The organism is Streptomyces sp. NPDC007346, assembly GCF_040703535.1.
In the GTDB taxonomy this organism is placed as follows: domain Bacteria; phylum Actinomycetota; class Actinomycetes; order Streptomycetales; family Streptomycetaceae; genus Streptomyces.
Window position 1 is genome coordinate 1 of sequence record NZ_JBEYKR010000070.1, and the last position, 18,262, is coordinate 18,262.

Genomic DNA, 18,262 nt, shown 5'->3' on the forward strand with positions numbered 1-18,262 from the left:
TGCGGCCGCCGCCCCCCAACGTCGGCGGGGGGGGCGGGTTGGTTTCCCCCCGGCCGCACCGGCCCAGCCCTCCTCCGTACGCGGCCCTACTCCGTACGGAGCCCGTCCGGCCGCATCAGCCGCCACAGCAAGGGCATCGACGCCGCCGTCACCAGCAGGATCAGCCCCGCCCCGGCCCCCGTCAGCGGCAGGAACAGCCACCAGCCGGAGACGCTGCCGTCGACCATCCAGGCGAGCACCGCACCGAGCCCCAGCCCGCCCGCGACCGCCACCGCCAGTCCGACGACCACGGGGACGGCGGTCTGCCACAGGACCGACCAGCTCAGCGTCGTACGCCGGGTGCCGAAGGCGACCAGCACCGACAGCAGCCGCCGGCGCTCGCGCAACTGCTCCAGCTGGGAGACCAGCATCGAGGCGGCGATCAGCAGCAGCACCGCACTCGCCCCGACCTTGAGGCCGGTCTGGATGCTGGCGTACTGCCGGTCGCGCTCCACCGAGTCGAGGGTGACGAAGCGCATGCCGGGATCGATCCGGACGGCCGTGTTGCGGACGTGTTCGGCGACGTCGGGCAGGCTCCTGTCGACCCGGATCTGAGCGGTGATCGTCGCGCCGGGCAGCGTGCCGGCGTCGATCGCGCCGGTGGTGGCCATGATCCCCCAGTGGGGGGTGCCCATCGGGTCGGTGCGCCCCGTCACGGTCGGGGAGTCGGCGGGCAGCGTCCACCGCACCGGCTTCCCCGGCCCGGAGCCGATCTCGACCACCTCGCCCTTGCGGGCGGTCCGGTCGACCCAGCGGGTCATGTCCTCGTCGTCCGCCGGGTGGACGACGAACGTGTCGCCGTCCTCGCAGGCGCCGATGCGGGCCAGCTCGCGCAGGGTGTCGCAGGTGCCGACGGTCAGCGAGGTGGTGGGCGGGATGTCGTCCTCGGCGTAGACACCCGGCTTGGACGCGTACGCCTCCACCGAGCCGATGACCACCTCCACGCCCGGGGTGGCGCGGAACTGCTCGATGGCCGAGGTGGCCGCGTCGCCGGTGACGTTCTCGGAGTACGTGGCGAACTGGGCTCGCGTGGCGTCCCAGCCGGTCAGCCGGTTGAAGTCCGCGTTCATCGCCGCGAACATCATTTGCAGGGCGATGGCCCCCGCCACCGCCACCGTGACTCCGCTGACCGCGCGGGACGCGGCACCGCTGTTCAACTGAAGCCTGCGCATGGCCAGTTGCCAGGGAACCGGGCCGCCGCGCAGCCGGCTCACGCACGCCTCGACCAGCCAGGGCAGCAGCAGGGCGAGCCCGACCAGCACCAGCACGGCACCGGTCGCGATGGCGTACGGCTTCACGGGTGCGTACTCGTACGCGCTGATCCGGCCCGTGTACCCGAGCACCGCCAGACCCGCGAGCGGCATGAGCAGACGCCACCGGAGCCGGCGGCCCCGGTCATGGCCACGGCGTACGACACCGAGCGGCTCGATCACCACCGAGCGCATCGCCACCAGCGTGACCAGCACGGCCGTGAGCGGCACCGCGACCATGATCAGCAGCGCCAGCGGCGGATCGGGCACCAGGTCCGCCGGGAACGCGCTGACGTCCCAGATCTCCACCGCACCGGCGAACTGCCGCCCCGCCAGGAAGAAGACCAGACCGATCAGCAGCCCCAGGACCGCGCCGAACAGGGCCTCTCCGGCGGCGATGCGCCGGGTCGAGGCGATGTCCGCGCCGACCAGGCGCAGCGCGGCGAGCCTGCGGTCGCGCCGGTCACCGCCGAACCGCACGGCCGTGGCGGTGAAGATCGCGACGGGCACCAGCAGCACCACGCAGACCATGACGGTCAGCACGACCAGCAGCGGCGGGAGCGGAGCGCTCTCGCGGGGGTCGCCGTACCCGGTGACCCGGTGGCCGCCCGCGGCGGGCGTCAGGGTGTCGCTGCCCGCGTAGTAGAGGAGTTCGCCGGGCGAGCGCAGCCCGGCGTCGCCGATCGTGCCGGTGATCTCGTACGGCAGCCGCTCGCGCAGCAGCTCGTTCCCGGGGGTGGCGAGCAGCTCCTTCAGCGCGGGGGAGACCACCATCTCGCCCGCCCCGGGGAAGCGTTCGACGCCCGGCGGGCGGACGGGAGCCGGCCCCTCGGCGCGCATCAGGTAGCCCACGACGGTCCGGTCGCGGTACTCGGTGGTCGCGTTGATCCGCAGCACCGAGGAGTCCGACTCCACGGCCCGCCCGTCGGACGACCCGGAGACGGGCGCCTCCTTGCGGGCCTGGTCGCGCGCGGAGCGTTCGTCGAGCAGGTGCGGTACGGAGGAGGCGAGCAGCAGCAACGCGACGCCGAGGCCGACACCGACCGCCGTCAGCAGCGTACGGATCCAGCCCTCGCGGCCCCCGGCGGCGGCGAACCGGATGCCCAGGCCGAGGTCGCGGAGGGTGGCCGCGCCACGCGAGGGCGGCTCGGGGCGGTGCCGGCCGGCGGCCGGGGCGTCACGGGAGTCGAGCAGCGTCATACGGCGTGCTCCAGGTCGCGGGTCCGGCCGTCGCGCACGGTGACGTCACGGTCGGAGTAGGCGGCGACCCGGGCCTCGTGGGTCACCAGCACCACCGCCACGCCGGCGGAGCGGGCGGCCTCGGTGAGCAGCTGCATCACCCGCTCGCCGTTGAGGGAGTCCAGGGCGCCGGTCGGCTCGTCCGCGAAGATCACCTTCGGCGAGGACGCCAGGGCGCGGGCCACGGCGACGCGCTGACCCTGGCCGCCGGAGACCTCGCCGGGGCGCTTGGCGCCGAGGTCGTCGACCTCCAGGCGCTCCATCCACTCCCGGGCGGTGCGCTCGGCGGCCTTGCGCTTCACCCCGTTCAGCCGCAGCGGCAGCGCCACGTTCTCCACGCAGGTCAGCTCCGGCACGAGCTGGCCGAACTGGAAGACGAAGCCGAAGTCGCCGCGGCGCAGGGCGCTGCGCTCGGCGTCCGGCAGGGCGGAGAGCTCGCGGCCCGCGTAGGTGATGGTGCCGGAGTCGGGCGTGATGATCCCGGCCAGGCAGTGCAGCAGAGTCGACTTGCCGGAGCCGGAGGGGCCCATCACGGCGACGACCTCGCCGGGGTGGACGGAGAACGAGGCGCCGTCCAGGGCGGGCGTCGAGCCGTAGGTCTTGCGCAGGTCGCGGGCGGCGAGCAGGGCGCCTTCGGGGATCACGGGGCCACCACCTTGGCGAGCCGGCCGAGGCGGGCGGCGGTCAGTTCCAGCCAGCGCAGATCGGCTTCCAGGTGGAACAGGGCGTGGTCGCAGATCAGTTGGTCGGCGAGGTCGCCCCTGCTCTTGCGGTCGGTGAGGACGCGCATCATCCGCAGGTGCTCCGAGCGCTGGGTGTCCAGCACGTCGGCGGCGCTGCGGTCGGTGAGGAGTGCGAGGACGACCTTGGTGTAGAGCGTCGACTGGAGGTACGGCTCGGGCTTCTCGGGCTGCGCGAGCCAGCGCGAGACGTCGGTGATCCCGGCGTCGGTGATGGCGTACCGCTTGCGTTCGGGCCCGCCCTCGCTCTCGATGCCGTCGACCTCGACGAGCCCGTTCCTCAGGAGCCGGGACATCGTCGAGTAGACCTGGCCGTAGTGGAGCGGGCGGTCCTGGCCGAACTTCTCGTCGAAGGTCCGCTTCAGGTCGTAGCCGTGGCGGGGGCCGGATTCCAGGAGCCCGAGGAGGGTGTGACCGATAGACATGAGCAGCACTGTACACGGGGTGTATACCTGGTGTGTATACGTGTCTGGAAAAGCGCCCCGCCGGCCCGTGGGGCGGGCCAGGGGGCTGCTTCCTGGGGGTCGGGCTCGGTTCCGCGCGGCCGGCCCGGTTCTACGCCTCGGGGCCGGGCGGGGTCTCCGGCCCCTCCGGCGGCCGTTTCGGCGGACGCCCCCGGCGGGCGATCGGCGCCGCCGAACCCGGCAGCCGCCCCGCCTCCTTCAGTGCCCGGCGCAGCAGGAACTCGATCTGCGCGTTGGCGCTGCGCAGCTCGTCGGAGGCCCAGCGGGCCAGCGCGTCGTGCACCGCGGGGTCCAGCCGCAGCAGCATCTGCTTGCGCCGCTGCGGCCCGGACGCCGACGTCCGCGGGGGAGGCGTCTGGTCGGTCACTGGTAGAGGCTGCCCGTGTTGAGGACCGGCTGCGCCGCGCGGTCGCCGCACAGCACCACCATCAGGTTGCTGACCATGGCGGCCTTCCGTTCGGAGTCCAGCTCCACGATCTCCTGCTCGGCGATCCGGGCCAGGGCCATCTCGACCATGCCCACCGCGCCCTCCACGATCAGCTGGCGGGCCGCGACGACCGCGCCGGCCTGCTGGCGCTGGAGCATGGCGGAGGCGATCTCGGGGGCGTACGCGAGGTGGCTGAAGCGGGACTCGATGATCAGGACGCCCGCCGCCTGCACCCGGGCGGTCAGCTCGGCGGCCAGCTTCTCGGTGATCTCCTCGGCGTTGCCGCGCAGCGAGAGGCCGTCCTCCTCGTGGGCGTCGTACGGGTACTCGATGGCGATGTGCCGGACGGCCGCCTCGGTCTGGGTGGCGACGAACTCCAGGAAGTCGTCGACCTCGAAGAGCGCCTGGGCGGTGTCCTCGACCTTCCAGACGACGATCGCGGCGAGCTCGATCGGGTTGCCGTAGGCGTCGTTGACCTTCAGGACGGCGGTCTCGTGGTTGCGGACCCGGGTGGAGATCTTGCGGCTGGAGGTCAGCGGGTTGACCCAGCGCAGCCCGTCGGCGCGGATGGTGCCGACGTACCGCCCGAAGAGCTGGATCACGCGGGCCTCGCCCGGAGCGACCATCTTCACACCGCTCATGCAGAAGAACGAGGCGATCACGAGCAGCACCCCGAGGATGAGGAGCGGCACCCCCAGGGCGGCCGTGCCGCCTCCGATGGTCACCGCGCCGACGATGATGAGGCCGATCCCCGCGAACACCCCGAGCACCGTCAGGAGCAGCCCGACGCCGCCCGGTATCGAGTGCGCGGTGACTTCTCTGACCTGCGGTGCGGGCATCTCGGGGGCGTCGATGGTGAGCTCGGCCGCCGGGGCGTCCGGGCGGTGTCCGTCGTGCTGTGCGGTCATGGGGTCCCCCGTTCCGTGCGGCTGGCGCCGCGCTATCAATGTGATGTCACATTAACGGTTTTCGCAACCTTGTGCACCCCTCAGGAGTCGGTTCCCTTGGGAACGGGTGCTGATTGTCACGTCCGGAAAAGACTGGATCGCTTGCCTTTCGTCTCTGCCGACGGTGTTAGCTGGCAGGTCTGAACGGAACGGGTGAACCGAGCGAGCCGGTCGAGCAGAGAAGCGGGAGCAACACAGCAATGGGTCGAGCGGATGCGCGACGAGCTCAGGCGCGAGAATCGCGCCGGGCTGCGAAGAGCGGTGGCATACGCAGACTCTTCACGTGGAAGAAGCTGCTGGGTACGTTCTTCGGGATCGTCCTGCTGGGAATGGGCGCGTTCGGCGCGCTCTACCTGTACGTCGACGTGCCCGCCCCGAACGTCCTGGCGGAGCGGCAGAGCAACGTCTACAAGTACAGCGACGGCACGGTTCTCGCCCGCTCCAACAGCGGCGTCAACCGGCAGATCGTCGACCTGGCCCAGGTGCCCAAGCAGGTGCAGCACACCTTCGTCGCCGCGGAGAACAAGACCTTCTACAAGGACCAGGGCGTCGACCTCAAGGGCACGACCCGCGGTCTGGTCAACACGCTCAGCGGCAAGGGCAAGCAGGGTGGCTCGACCATCACCCAGCAGTACGTGAAGAACTTCTACCTGACGCAGGACCCCACCATCAGCCGCAAGCTCCAAGAGCTGGTGATCTCGCTCAAGGTCGACCAGAAGCAGTCCAAGGACCAGATCCTCGCCGGGTACATCAACACCGCCTACTACGGACGCGGCGCCAGCGGCATCCAGGCGGCCGCCCAGGCGTACTACGGCATCGACGCCAAGGAGCTGAACGTCTCCCAGGGCGCCTACCTCGCCTCCCTCCTCCAGGCCCCCAGCCAGTACGACTGGGCCACCGCCACCGACACCGGCAAGCGCCTGGTCAAGGACCGCTGGGCCTACACCCTGAGGAACATGGTGGAGATGGGCTGGCTGGAGGAGTCCGAGCGAGCCCAGCAGGAGTTCCCCGTCCCGGACAAGCCCAAGCCCGCCCAGGGCATGGAGGGCCAGTCCGGCTATCTCGTCGAGGCGGTCAACAAGGAGCTGGACAAGCAGGGCATCTCCGCCGAGGACCGTGAGGCGGGCGGCTGGACGTTCACCCTCACCATCGACAAGAAGCGCCAGCAGCAGCTGGAGAAGTCGGTGGACAAGGAGCTGGAGTCGCAGCTCGACCGCGAGGGCAACAAGGTCGACGCCACCGTCCAGGCCGGCGCCACCTCCGTCGACCCGAAGACGGGCAAGGTCCTCGCGATGTACGGCGGCGAGGACTACGTCAAGCACTACGTCAACAACGCCACCCGCCAGGACTACCAGCCCGCCTCCACCTTCAAGCCGCTGGTGCTCGCCGCCGCGCTGGAGAACGAGTCGGAGACCCAGGACGGCAGCCGGATCGGGCTCGACACGGTCTACGACGGCACGAGCAAGCGGCCCGTCGTCGGCAGCGACACCCCGTTCAGCCCCCAGAACGAGGACGACCGGAGCTACGGCCCGATCTCCGTCCAGAAGGCGATGAACAGCTCGGTCAACTCCGTCTTCGCGCAGATGATCGTGGACGTGACGCCCGCCGCCACCAAGCGGACCGCGCTCGCCCTCGGCGTACCGGACAAGAACTTCCCCGAGCGCCCCGCCGTCACCCTCGGCACCATGAACGCCTCCACCTGGGACATGGCGGGCGTCTACGCGACCCTCGCCAACCACGGCCGCAAGGTCACCCCGCACATCCTTGAGTCCGCCGAGCACCGCGACCGTACGGTGAAGCCCGAGGCGCCCCGCAAGGAGCAGGCGATCAGCCGCGCCTCGGCCGACACCGTCACCTCCGCGCTCACCGGCGTCGTCGACGAGGGGTCCGGCAGCGCGGCCGACACCTCCGCCTACGAGGCGGCGGGCAAGACGGGCACCTCGGAGGAGAACAAGTCGGCCTGGTTCGCCGGGTACACCCCCGAACTGACCACGGTCGTGGCCCTCTTCGGCGAATCGCCCGACGGCGGCCGGCAGGTCTCCCTCACCGGCACGGCCAACTCCGGCCGGGCCAACGGCGGCGGCTTCCCGGCCCGCATCTGGGCGGACTACACGCTCGGCGCCCTCGACGGCGGCTCCGACGCCCGGTTCGACCTCCAGGACGTGGAGCGCGGCGAGGTGCCCCCGCCGCCGGCCCCCTCCAGGACGCCGTCGGAGGAGCCCAGCCCGTCCGAGGAGCCCTCCCCGTCGCAGACGCCGTCACAGACCCCGAGCGAGACGCCCAGCGAGACCCCGTCGTCGTCGCCGCCACCCTCGGCCCCGCCGACCATCACGCCGCCCACCGTCCCGTCCACCACCCCCGAGCTGCCGCCCCAGCCCGGGGAGAGCGACGGGCAGCCGGGCGAGCGGCCCGGCGGTGCCGGAGTGCCCGGGGAGTGACCACGTACGCATGAGAGAGGGGCGGTGCCGCAACCGGCACCGCCCCTCCTCGTCATGCACGGCACGTCACGTACGACGTGTCATGCACGGCGCGTCACGTACGGCATGTCGTGTACGGCGCGTCACCTACGTCCGGCTAACTCCGCGTCGCCATCTCGAACCAGACGACCTTGCCCGTCGACAGCCGCGTCGCGCCCCACCGCCGGGCCAGCCGGTTCACCAGGAACAGCCCGCGGCCGCCCTCGTCGGTCTCCCGCGCCCGGCGCTGCCGGGGCAGCTGCGGGGAGTCGTCACCGACCTCGCAACGCAGGATGTCGGTCCGCAGCAGCCGCAGCGTCACCGGCCGCTCCGCATAGCGCACCGCGTTGGTGACGACCTCGCTGACGAGCAGCTCCACCTCGTCGGACATCTCGTCGAGTCCCCACCGGGCGAGCGCCCGCCGGGCCAGCCTGCGGGCCCGGCCCGGGGCCGCGTCCTCCGGCTCCAGATACCAGTACGCCACATCGCTCGGCGCGATCCCGTCGAAGCGGGCGGCGAGCAGCGCGATGTCGTCGTCCCGGTCGCCCGGCCCCAGCATGTCGAGCACGTCGTCGCAGAGGGCCTCCAGCGGCGGGGAGTGGTCCGGGCCGGTGAGCTGCGCGGTCGCGGCCAGGCGCTCCCGCAGCTGCTCGATGCCCGTCCACACGTCCCGCAGCCGCGACTCGACCAGGCCGTCGGTGTACAGCAGCAGCGTGGCACCGGCCGGGGCGTCCAGCTCGACGGCCTCGAAGTCGACCCCGCCCACCCCGATCGGGGCGCCCGGCGGCACCCGCAGCACCTCGGCCCGGCCGCCCAGGTGCAGCAGCACGGGTGGCGGGTGTCCGGCGTTGGCGATGGTGATCCGGTGCGCGACCGGGTCGTAGACCGCGTACAGGCAGGTCGCCATGCGGTCGCTGCCCAGCCGCTGCGCCTGCTCGTCCAGGTGGTGCAGCACCTCCTGGGGCGGCAGGTCCAGCTGGGCGAGGGTCTGGGCCGTGGTCCGCAGCTGGCCCATGATCGCCGCGGAGGTCATGGAGTGGCCCATGACGTCGCCGACGACCAGCGCGACCCGGCTGCCGGGCAGCGGGATCGCGTCGTACCAGTCGCCGCCGACCCGGGCGGTTTCGGCCGCCGGGAGGTAGCGCGAGGCCAGGCGTACGCCGGTGGGCTGGGGGAGCGAGTCGGGGAGCATCGTGCGCTGGAGCTCATCGGCGATGTAGGCCTCGCGCCCGTACAGCACGGCCTTGTCGATGCCGAGCGCGGTGTGCGTCGCCAACTGGGCGGCGACCAGCAGGTCACTGGCCTCGAACGGGGGCCGCTCGGGCGACCGTACGAAGACGGCCGCGCCGATCACCCGGCGTCTGCCGCGCAGCGGGGCGAGGATCGCGCGGTGGCCGGTGGGGACCGGGCGGCCGGGACCCAGCAGCTCAGGCAGTGCGGCGCGGGCCGCCGCCGAGTCGCCGAAGACCGGCCGCACCCCGCGCAGCACCTCGGCCAGCGCACCGCCCGCCCGCACCTCGCACAGCTCGGCGGCGGGCATCAGATCGGCTGTCGGGTCGGTGAGCAGCGGCCGCAGCCGCTCCGACTCCGGGCCGCCCTCGACGCCTTCCTCGTCGGTGTGCCGGAGCCGGTCGCTGCGGCGCAGCCGCAGCACGAACGGGCTCACCGGCCGCTCGTCCCCGACCGGCAGCGGGTCGCGCAGATAGACCAGGATCGCGTCGGAGAACGTCGGCACGCTCGCCCGGCACAGGCCCAGGACGATCTCGTCCAGGTCTATGCCGCGGGCGATGCGCCGGGTCGCGGCCCCGACGAAACGCAGCCGGTCGCCCTCGCGGCGGGTGGCCGCCTGCGCCTCGGCGACGGCGGCCGGTCCGGGGCCCGGGTTCGGCGCGGCGGCCGGCACCGGGATCGCGGCAGCGGCGGCCGCGGCCGCCGCGTCCTGCTGCCGGGGCCGGGTGCGCTCCTGCTGCCGCGCCGCGAGAGGCTGCCGGCCTTCGTGGGAGGTGGGGTGCTCCGTCACGCGTGGGATTCCGTCCGTCCGGGCCGGTTGTATGAGGCAGTCACCTCGTGGGGCGCCACTGTGCCCCGGCGACCGCGATGAGGACAACGGCTGTCTGCGGATGCCCCCGCACGCGGGGCCGAAACCGAACGTCCGGGAGATGGCCGGAGGACGACGTTCCGTGCGGCGGCCGGTGGGCATACGGCGAGGCGGCAGCGGGCAGCGAACACGTCTCCACCCCCTCGTGGTGGTCCTGCGACCGGGCGGCCCGGCCGGGTCGGTGGCCCGCTCGGTCCGCACGACCGGTGTGATGACTTGTGGTCAGATCCGGTGTGGTGCGCGCCGGCCCGGCCGGCGCGTCCCTCGGGGATCCGGGCCTGCCGACCGGGCCCCGGGGGGTGCGTCCAGGGTCTCACGACGGCATGTGGGCAGGGGTGCGGTCCCAGTCATCCGGCAGCGGCGGAACCTGCCACCGCGGATCGGGCCGCCAGTGCTCCCAGCCGTCCCGGAACGGCGAGCCCCACGCCGAGATCACCTCGACGGCGGCCCGGCCCGCCTCCCGCACCCCCGCGGCGGTGGCCGGGTCCATCAGGCCGACGTGCTGCGCCTGGGCGAACTCGTCCTCGTCGAGCCACTTCCAGCTGCGGTCCGGGTGCACGGAGATGTCGAGAAAGTGATCCTCGGAATCCACCCCTCCGGACCACCGGGTGTGCGGCTCCTCCAGGTTCACGTACCAGTTCCTGAAGAGCCAGCCCCGGTCCCAGAACAGCCACACCGACCACGGGTCCCCGGGCCGGGCCAGCTTCAGCACCCCCGCGCCGAACCACGTGGAGCGGGCCGTGGTGCGCGGCGCGGTGTAGCGGGTGGCGAGGGGCTCGGCGTGCACCTGCGTGCCGTTCGCCAGGACCGGGCGTACGCATTCGGTGCCCGGTGCCATCCAGACGGCGAGCAGCTCGGCGGTGTCCTGGACGACGGTCACCGGGCGGCAGATGTGCACGGGCGGGGCCCCGGGCGCCCGGTGGGCCCGGCCGTTGTCGCGGTAGCGCCAGAGGATCTGGTCCCCCGGCGCCCAGCGTGCGCACTCTCCCGTACCTGTCATGGAGAGATCTTACGGAGCGCCCGCGCCCGCCCGCTGCGACTCAGCTCACCCGGTGCGCCCGGGTGACCCCGTACGTCCCACGCGTCACGGCCGTGTCATCCGCAACACGTCCAGCGCCTCGTCCAGCTGCTCCACGGTCAGATCACCGCGCTCGACGTACCCCGAGGCCAGGACGGTCTCGCGGATCGTCGTGCCGTCCTTGAGGGACTGCTTGGCGACCTTCGCCGCCTCCTCGTACCCGATGTACTTGTTGAGCGGGGTGACCACCGAGGGGGAGGACTCCGCGTAGGCGCGGGCCCGTTCCACGTTGGCGGTGACGCCGTCCACCGTGCGGTCGGCCAGCAGCCGGGAGGCGCTCGCGAGCAGCCGTACGGACTCCAGCAGGTTCTTCGCGATGACCGGGAGCATCACGTTCAGCTCGAAGTTGCCGGCCGCGCCCGCCGTGGCGACCGTCGCGTCGTTCCCGGTGACCTGGGCGGCGACCATCAGGACGGCCTCCGGGATGACCGGGTTGACCTTGCCCGGCATGATCGAGGAGCCGGGCTGGAGGTCGGGGAGGTTGATCTCGGCGAGGCCGGTGCGCGGGCCCGAGGCCATCCACCGCAGGTCGTTGGAGATCTTGGTGAGCGAGACGGCGATCGTCCGGAGCTGGCCCGAGGTCTCCACGAGCCCGTCCCGGGCGCCCTGCGCCTCGAAGTGGTCGCGGGCCTCGGTCAGCGGCAGCCCGGTGGCCGCGGCGACCTCGGCGATCACGGCGGCGGAGAAGCCGGGCGGGGTGTTGATGCCGGTGCCCACCGCCGTACCGCCCAGGGGGAGTTCGGCCAGGCGCGGGAGGGAGGCGCGCAGCCGCTCCACGCCGTAGCGGACCTGGGCCGCGTAGCCGCCGAACTCCTGGCCGAGGGTGACCGGGGTGGCGTCCATCAGATGCGTACGGCCCGACTTCACGACCTCCGCGAACTCGGCCGATTTCCGCCCCAGGGAGTCCGCCAGGTGGTCCAGGGCGGGGATCAGGTCGGCGGTGACGGCGGCGGTGGCCGCGATGTGGATGGAGGAGGGGAAGACGTCGTTGGACGACTGCGAGGCGTTGACGTGGTCGTTGGGGTGGACCTCGCTCCCCAGGCGCTCGGTGGCGAGGGTGGCGATGACCTCGTTGGCGTTCATGTTGGAGGAGGTGCCGGAGCCCGTCTGGAAGACGTCGACCGGGAAGTGCTCGTCCCAGCGGCCCGACGCGACCTCGGCGGCCGCCTCCTGGATCGCGCCCGCGATGTCCGGATCCAGCACCTTCAGCTCGGCGTTGACCTTGGCGGCCGCGCCCTTGATCCGGGCCAGCGCCTCGATGTGCGCCCGCTCCAGGCGCTGCCCGGAGAGGGGGAAGTTCTCCACCGCCCGCTGGGTCTGCGCCCGCCACTTGGCGTGGGCGGGAACCCGCACCTCACCCATCGAGTCGTGCTCGATCCGGAACTCCGGGGTGCCCTGCGGATCTGTCGTCGCGTCAACCATCGTGTTTAAACCTCCTGCAAAAGATGAGCACATGTCTTGTTCTACGTATTCCCAAGTCGCCTACCGGCCAGTAAATACCCGGGGTAACCACTCACCCGGGAGGCGCAATGAGGCGCACCAGGATCAGACTTCGAGGGCTCCGTGGCCTTCGCCGGCTCCGCTGTACGGCCGCTGTCACCGCCGCGTTCGCGGTGGCCGCCACCACTCTGGCGGTCGCCGGACCGGCCGGCGCGGTGGAACCGGGTACCGGCACCAGCACTGTCGCATCCACTCCTCTCCCGCCCGCGCTGGAAACGATCCGGGCGGCCGAGGCCACCCAGCTGTACGGCAGCCCGGCCGAACGGCCGCTCGCCGAACGCAAGACCGGGCTCATCTCGCTGGGCGACAGCGAGATCTCCGGCGAGGGCGTCGGCACCTACGACCCCGGCACCAACGGGCCGGACAACTGGTGCCACCGCTCGCCGGAGGCCGCCATCCACCGCACGGGCATCGCGGCGGACGTCACGTACAACGTCTCCTGCTCCGGTGCCTATACCGGGAACATCAAAATCGGCGGAAACAAGCAGTACGCCGACGAGCTGGTCCAGAGCGACAGCCTCGCGATCAAGGCCCGCAACACCCGGATCAAGATGATCGTCCTGGTCGCCGGAGCCAACGACGACCTCCAGTTCGGCCCGGTCATGACCGACTGCGTGGTCCGCTACCTCACCCTCCAGGGCCCGTGCGAGCCGAAGTACGCGGCCGGCTGGCAGGCCCGCGTCGACGCGCTGGTCCCCAAGGTCGAGGCGACCGTCCGCGACCTGCGCACCGTGATGAGCGACGCCGGGTACGCGGACGGCGACTACCGGCTCGTCCTGATGGGCTACCCGAGCCCGATCGGCCCGGACTTCCGCGACAACCCCAAGTTCCCCGGCAAGCTGATCTGCGGCGGCCTCGGCTACGACTCCGACACCGTCTGGGGCCGCAACACCGCCGTGCCCGCCTTCCAGGCCGGCATGCGCGAGGCGGCCGCCGCCACCGGAGCTGCCTACCTCGACAACTCCCGCCTCTTCCACGGCCACGAGGTCTGCACCGAGAGCCCCTGGGCGCGCGGCCTCTACATCGACCTGGGCAAGCCCGGACTGCCCGACGAGAACTCCGTACGCCAGTCCTTCCACCCCAACGCGGCCGGCCACCGCGCCTTCGCCTCCTGCCTCACCCAGATGTACGCATCCGGGCTGCGCGAGGCGAGCTGCGCCGACCCGGCGAGCACGGGCGAGCCGGTGCTCCAAGGGGCGGCCTGGGACGACCTGTTCGCCCCGGTGAGGAACGAGGCCACCGGCACCTGTGTGGACGTCCCCGCCTCGGTGACCCGTAACGGCACCGCGCTCGGCGGCTGGGACTGCCACGGCGGCCGCAACCAGGACTGGTGGTACGACTCCGCCACACAGACCCTGCGCACCGCGCTCAGCCACGACCGGTGCCTGGACGTCTCGGGCGCCAAGTACACCCCGGGCGCCACCCTCATCCTGTGGGACTGCGCGGGCGCGGCCAACCAGAAGTTCGTCCGCCAGGCGGGCACCCTCCGCCCGGCCGCCGCGACCGGGCTCTGTCTGACGCTGGCGGGGGCCAAGGACCCGCTCCGGCTCCAGACGTGCGACGGCGGCGCGAACCAGCGCTTCGTGTAGGGGATGTCCGGCGGTGGGTGGTGGGCCGTGCCCGCCACCCACCGCGCGCCGTCATCTCCCCGTCATCACCGCGCGCAGGATCGCCGCCAGGTACGCCGGGTCGTCCACCCCGCACAGCTCGCGCGCCGAGTGCATCGAGAGGCCCGGCACCCCCACGTCCACCGTGGTGACGCCGAGCCGGGCCGCGGTGAGCGGGCCGATCGACGTGCCGCAGGGCATGGCGTTGTTGGAGACGAACGGCTGCCAGGGGGCGCCCGCCCGCTCGCAGGCGGCCGTGAACATCGCGATGCCGGTGGAGTCGGTGGCGTACCGCTGGTTGACGTTCACCTTGACGGTGGGGCCGCCGTTGGGCAGCGGGCGGTGGTCGGGGTCGTGGCGCTCGGCGTAGTTGGGGTGCACCGCGTGCGCCATGTCGGCGGAGACGCAGAACGCGCCCGACAGCGCCCGCGACCAGTCCTCGTCGCTGCCGCCCCGGGCCGAGACCGAGCGCGAGAGCACCCGCTCCAGCAGCGGGCTCTGGGCGCCCGTCTCCGAGCCGCTGCCGACCTCCTCGTGGTCGAAGGCGGCCAGCACCGGGACGAAGGAGGGCTCGGTGACCCCGGTCGCGGCCTCCACCAGGGCGCTCACCCCGGCGTGCACGGAGACCTGGTTGTCCAGCCGGGACGCCACGACGAACTCCCGCTCGGGGCCCAGGTATCCGGGCTGCTGGACGTCGTGCAGCATCAGGTCCCAGCCCAGCACGTCGGCCGGGTCCTCCCCGGCCGCCGCCGCCACCAGCCGCAGCAGCTCACCCTCGCGCGGATCGCCGAGCGCCCAGATCGGGGCGATGTGGCGCTGCCGGTCCAGCGCCACCCCGTCGTTGACCGAACGGTCCAGGTGGATGGCCAACTGCGGCACGCGCAGCAGGGGTTCGTCGATCTGGACCAGCCGGCTGCGCGGGGTGCCGTCGGGGCCGCCGCGCAGGGCGAGCCGGCCGGAGATGCCCAGGTCCCGGTCGAGCCAGGTGTTCAGCGGGACCCCGCCGTAGATCTCCACGCCGATCTGCCGCCACCCCGAGGAGCCGGTGTCGGGCGCGGGCTTGATCCGCAGGTTCGGCGAGTCGGTGTGGGTGCCGACGATCCGGAACGGGGTGTGCGCGGGCGCGCCCTCGGGCACGTACCAGGCGATCAGCGCGCCGGCCCGGCTGACGAAGCAGCCACCGGTCGCCCCGGTCCAGTCGTCCGTGCCGAGCAGCTCGCGGAAACCGGCCTTCTCCAGCCGCTGGGCGGCGCTCGCGACCACGTGGTACGGGGAGGGGCTGGCGGCGATGAAGGCGAGCAGGTCGTCGGTGTGGCTGCGGTGGAGGGCCGGAGTCATTCGGCGTCCGCCTTTCCGGAGTTCGGCAGTGGCTGCGCGGGCGAAGGGTCCGCGGGCGCCGAGGGGTGCCCGGCGGATCAGGCCGGTGAGGAATTTCAGGAACGTTCGATAACACTTCGCGGCGCCCCCGCCCGGCGCAAGCCCGAAGGACGACGGGCTGCGGGAAAGCGGCGGTGCGGTGCGGGGCATCCGCCCGGTGCGGAGGCGGGGGTTCCCGGTGCCGGAGTCCGGGGCGTCGCCTGACGCCTGTTCGCCCGGGGCCCGTTCGGGCGAGCTGGCAGCGGCCTGCCCGTGGCGCCGGCACGGCCTCGCGCCGGGGCGGCAGGTGAGTGACGGGGCCCGTCGTGGCTGTTCCGGGCCCGTCGCGCAGGGGGTGTGCGCTGTCGCGAGATTGGCTTGATATCGACGTACGGGGCTGGGCCCGCGCCCGGACACGGAGGAGGGGGCGCCCGTTCGGACGCCCCCTCCTTCCCCGACCGCTGCTCGCGGCCGGTCAGCCCGGTCAGCCCAGGCCGGGGCCCCGGACCGGGATGCTGGTGAACGTCGGCGCCGGGGCGGGCTCGGTGAAGAAGTCGTTGCCCTTGTCGTCGACCACGATGAAGGCGGGGAAGTCCTCGACCTCGATCCGCCAGACCGCCTCCATGCCCAGCTCCTCGTACTCGACGACCTCGACCTTCTTGATGCAGTCCTGCGCCAGCCGGGCCGCCGGGCCGCCGATCGAGCCGAGGTAGAAGCCGCCGTGCGCGTCGCAGGCGTCGGTGACCTGTTTGCTGCGGTTGCCCTTGGCGAGCATCACCTTCGAGCCGCCCGCCGCCTGGAACTGCTCCACGTAGGAGTCCATGCGGCCGGCCGTCGTCGGGCCGAAGGAGCCGGAGGCGTACCCCTCGGGCGTCTTCGCCGGGCCCGCGTAGTACACCGGGTGGTCCTTCAGGTACTGCGGCATCTCCTCGCCCGCGTCCAGCCGCTCCTTGATCTTGGCGTGCGCGATGTCGCGCGCCACGACCAGCGGGCCGGTCAGCGAGAGCCGGGTCTTGACCGGGTACTTGGTCAGCTCGGCCAGCACTTCGTCCATCGGCCGGTTGAGGTCGATTTTCACGACGTCGCCGGCCTCGTCGAGGTGCTCGTCGGTGGTGTCGGGCAGGAAGCGCGCCGGGTCCTTCTCCAGCTGCTCCAGGAAGACGCCCTCGGCGGTGATCTTCGCGGTGGCCTGGCGGTCGGCCGAGCAGGAGACGGCGATGGCGACGGGGAGCGAGGCGCCGTGCCGGGGCAGACGCACCACGCGCACGTCGTGGCAGAAGTACTTGCCGCCGAACTGGGCGCCGATCCCGATCTTCTGCGTCAGCTCGAAGACCTTCTCCTCCAGCTCCTTGTCCCGGAAGCCGTGCCCGGTGGGGGAGCCCTCGGCGGGCAGCTCGTCCAGGTAGTGGGCGGAGGCGTACTTGGCGGTCTTCAGCGCGAACTCCGCCGACGTGCCGCCGACCACGATCGCCAGGTGGTACGGCGGGCAGGCCGCGGTCCCCAGCGAGCGGATCTTCTCCTCCAGGAACTTCATCATGGAGGCCTCGTTCAGGACGGCCTTCGTCTCCTGGTAGAGGAACGACTTGTTGGCCGAGCCGCCGCCCTTGGCCATGAAGAGGAACTTGTACGCGCCGCCGTCGGTGGCGTACAGCTCGATCTGGGCCGGGAGGTTGGAGCCGGTGTTCTTCTCGTCCCACATGGTCAGCGGGGCCATCTGCGAGTAGCGCAGGTTGAGCTTGGTGTACGCGTCGAAGATGCCGTGCGACAGGGCCTCTTCGTCACCGCCCTCGGTCAGCACGTTCTGCCCGCGCTTGCCCATGACGATCGCCGTACCGGTGTCCTGGCACATCGGCAGGACGCCCGCGGCGGCGATGTTGGCGTTCTTCAGGAGGTCCAGCGCCACGAACTTGTCGTTGGAGGACGCCGCCGGGTCGTCGATGATCCGCCGCAGCTGCGCCAGGTGGGCCGGGCGCAGGTAGTGCGAGATGTCGTGCATCGCCTCGGCGGCGAGCGTGCGCAGCGCCTCCGGTTCGACCTTGAGGAACGTACGGCCGTCGGCCTCGAAGGTGGAGACACCCTCGGCGGTCACCAGACGGTACGGCGTGGTGTCCTCTCCCAGGGGGAGCAGATCGGAGTACGCAAACTCTGGCATTACGGCCATTCCTCACTCGGCGACAGCGGCTGGCCTCCCTCGGGCAGCGCGTCATCCAGGGTAGAGCGCCGCCTCGGCGCCGGTCCTGTGAGGTAAGGCTCACCTGGAGGCCCCCGCTGCGCGGCCCGCCGCGCCACCCCGAGGGGTAGTCGCGATCTATCGCGTTTGGGTACCCTGGGGCGGTGGACCTCGAGAAGCAGCCCCAGCAGCCCGCCCGGCCGGCCGCCCCGCCCGCCCAGGTCTCGCCCGGCGACTCCCTGCGCGCCTCCGACGCCGACCGCGACCGGATCGCGGACATCCTGCGCGAGGCGATGGCCGAGGGGCGCCTGACGGCGGACGAGCACGCGGAGCGGGTCGACCTCGTCTACCGGGCCAAGACCGTCGGTGAACTCCAGCCCCTGGTCCGCGATCTGCCCGCCGCCTCCTCCGGCACCGCCGCCCCGCGCCCCGAGCCGCAGCCGTACGCGTACGGCCCCGAGTCCCCCGACGGCCCGGCCGACAACCTCGTCGCGGTCTTCAGCAGTGCCACCCGCAAGGGGCGTTGGCGCGTCGGCCCCCGGACGAACGCCTTCTCGCTCTTCGGCAGCGTGGAGATCGATCTGACGGAGGCGCTTTTCGGCCAACGGCTCACGGTCATCAACGCCACGTCCATCTTCGGGAGCGTCGAGATCCGGGTCCCGGAGAACGTCACGCTGCGCGGCAGCGGGACGGGCGTCCTCGGCAGCTTCGACGTACGCACGCTGGAATCGATGGACCCTCAGGCGCCGGTCGTCGTCGTGAACGGCTATGCCGTCCTCGGCAGCGTGGAGGCCAAACCCAAGCGGGGCAAGTTCGTCGCGGATCTCCAGAGGCGGCTGCGCAAGCACCTCGGGCACTGAGAACGGCAGCTCGGACGCCCTGCGGGAATCG

13 protein-coding genes are annotated in these 18,262 nt (G+C 72.3%); 3 read left to right on the plus strand and 10 right to left on the minus strand.

Going from position 1 to position 18,262, the window contains the following annotated elements:
- Positions 1–86: 86 nt before the first annotated feature.
- The 5 genes from AB0917_RS19310 to AB0917_RS19330 all read right to left on the minus strand — a co-directional run bounded on the left by AB0917_RS19310 (position 87) and on the right by AB0917_RS19330 (position 5,067).
- Entirely contained in the window at positions 87–2,489 is a 2,403-nt protein-coding gene (locus tag AB0917_RS19310; RefSeq protein ID WP_366820803.1) for an FtsX-like permease family protein, read from the minus strand.
- Entirely contained in the window at positions 2,486–3,172 is a 687-nt protein-coding gene (locus AB0917_RS19315) for an ABC transporter ATP-binding protein (protein ID WP_366820804.1), read from the minus strand. Before AB0917_RS19315 ends, AB0917_RS19310 begins: the two co-directional genes overlap by 4 nt.
- Positions 3,169–3,693, minus strand: a complete 525-nt coding sequence (locus AB0917_RS19320) for a PadR family transcriptional regulator (protein ID WP_366820805.1) — start codon at positions 3,691–3,693, stop codon at positions 3,169–3,171. The genes AB0917_RS19315 and AB0917_RS19320 overlap by 4 nt, the downstream gene beginning before the upstream one ends.
- Before the next feature lie 130 nt (positions 3,694–3,823).
- Positions 3,824–4,099, minus strand: coding sequence for a hypothetical protein (locus tag AB0917_RS19325; RefSeq protein WP_366820806.1), 276 nt, complete (start codon positions 4,097–4,099; stop codon positions 3,824–3,826).
- Complete coding sequence (locus AB0917_RS19330) at positions 4,096–5,067, minus strand: SPFH domain-containing protein (protein WP_366820807.1); 972 nt, start codon at positions 5,065–5,067, stop codon at positions 4,096–4,098. The genes AB0917_RS19325 and AB0917_RS19330 overlap by 4 nt, the downstream gene beginning before the upstream one ends.
- 239 nt (positions 5,068–5,306) lie before the next feature.
- On the opposite strand from AB0917_RS19330, the gene AB0917_RS19335 reads away from it, so the two are divergent.
- The gene (locus AB0917_RS19335) at positions 5,307–7,544 is read left to right on the plus strand and encodes a transglycosylase domain-containing protein (RefSeq protein ID WP_366820808.1); all 2,238 of its coding nucleotides are present in this window, start codon (positions 5,307–5,309) and stop codon (positions 7,542–7,544) included.
- A 136-nt stretch (positions 7,545–7,680) separates the two neighbouring features.
- Here the strand turns inward: AB0917_RS19335 and AB0917_RS19340 are convergent, their stop codons facing one another.
- The 3 genes from AB0917_RS19340 to AB0917_RS19350 form a co-directional block, all read right to left on the minus strand.
- Entirely contained in the window at positions 7,681–9,582 is a 1,902-nt protein-coding gene (locus AB0917_RS19340) for a SpoIIE family protein phosphatase (protein WP_366820809.1), read from the minus strand.
- Positions 9,583–9,973: 391 nt separating this feature from the next.
- The gene (locus AB0917_RS19345; RefSeq protein ID WP_366820810.1) at positions 9,974–10,660 is read right to left on the minus strand and encodes a DUF402 domain-containing protein; all 687 of its coding nucleotides are present in this window, start codon (positions 10,658–10,660) and stop codon (positions 9,974–9,976) included.
- A gap of 84 nt (positions 10,661–10,744) precedes the next feature.
- On the minus strand, positions 10,745–12,160 hold the full coding sequence (locus tag AB0917_RS19350; RefSeq protein ID WP_366820811.1) for a class II fumarate hydratase: 1,416 nt from the start codon (positions 12,158–12,160) through the stop codon (positions 10,745–10,747).
- Between the two features lie 107 nt (positions 12,161–12,267).
- Here AB0917_RS19350 and AB0917_RS19355 point away from each other — a divergent pair, with 107 nt between their 5' ends.
- Positions 12,268–13,827, plus strand: a complete 1,560-nt coding sequence (locus AB0917_RS19355) for a ricin-type beta-trefoil lectin domain protein (protein ID WP_366820812.1) — start codon at positions 12,268–12,270, stop codon at positions 13,825–13,827.
- Positions 13,828–13,878: 51 nt separating this feature from the next.
- Here the strand turns inward: AB0917_RS19355 and AB0917_RS19360 are convergent, their stop codons facing one another.
- The gene (locus AB0917_RS19360) at positions 13,879–15,183 is read right to left on the minus strand and encodes a M18 family aminopeptidase (protein ID WP_366820813.1); all 1,305 of its coding nucleotides are present in this window, start codon (positions 15,181–15,183) and stop codon (positions 13,879–13,881) included.
- 502 nt (positions 15,184–15,685) lie between these two features.
- Positions 15,686–17,353, minus strand: coding sequence for a fumarate hydratase (locus AB0917_RS19365; protein ID WP_366820814.1), 1,668 nt, complete (start codon positions 17,351–17,353; stop codon positions 15,686–15,688).
- 182 nt (positions 17,354–17,535) lie between these two features.
- Between AB0917_RS19365 and AB0917_RS19370 the strand changes: the two genes are divergently transcribed.
- Positions 17,536–18,231, plus strand: a complete 696-nt coding sequence (locus AB0917_RS19370) for a DUF1707 domain-containing protein (RefSeq protein WP_366820815.1) — start codon at positions 17,536–17,538, stop codon at positions 18,229–18,231.
- Positions 18,232–18,262: the final 31 nt, after the last annotated feature.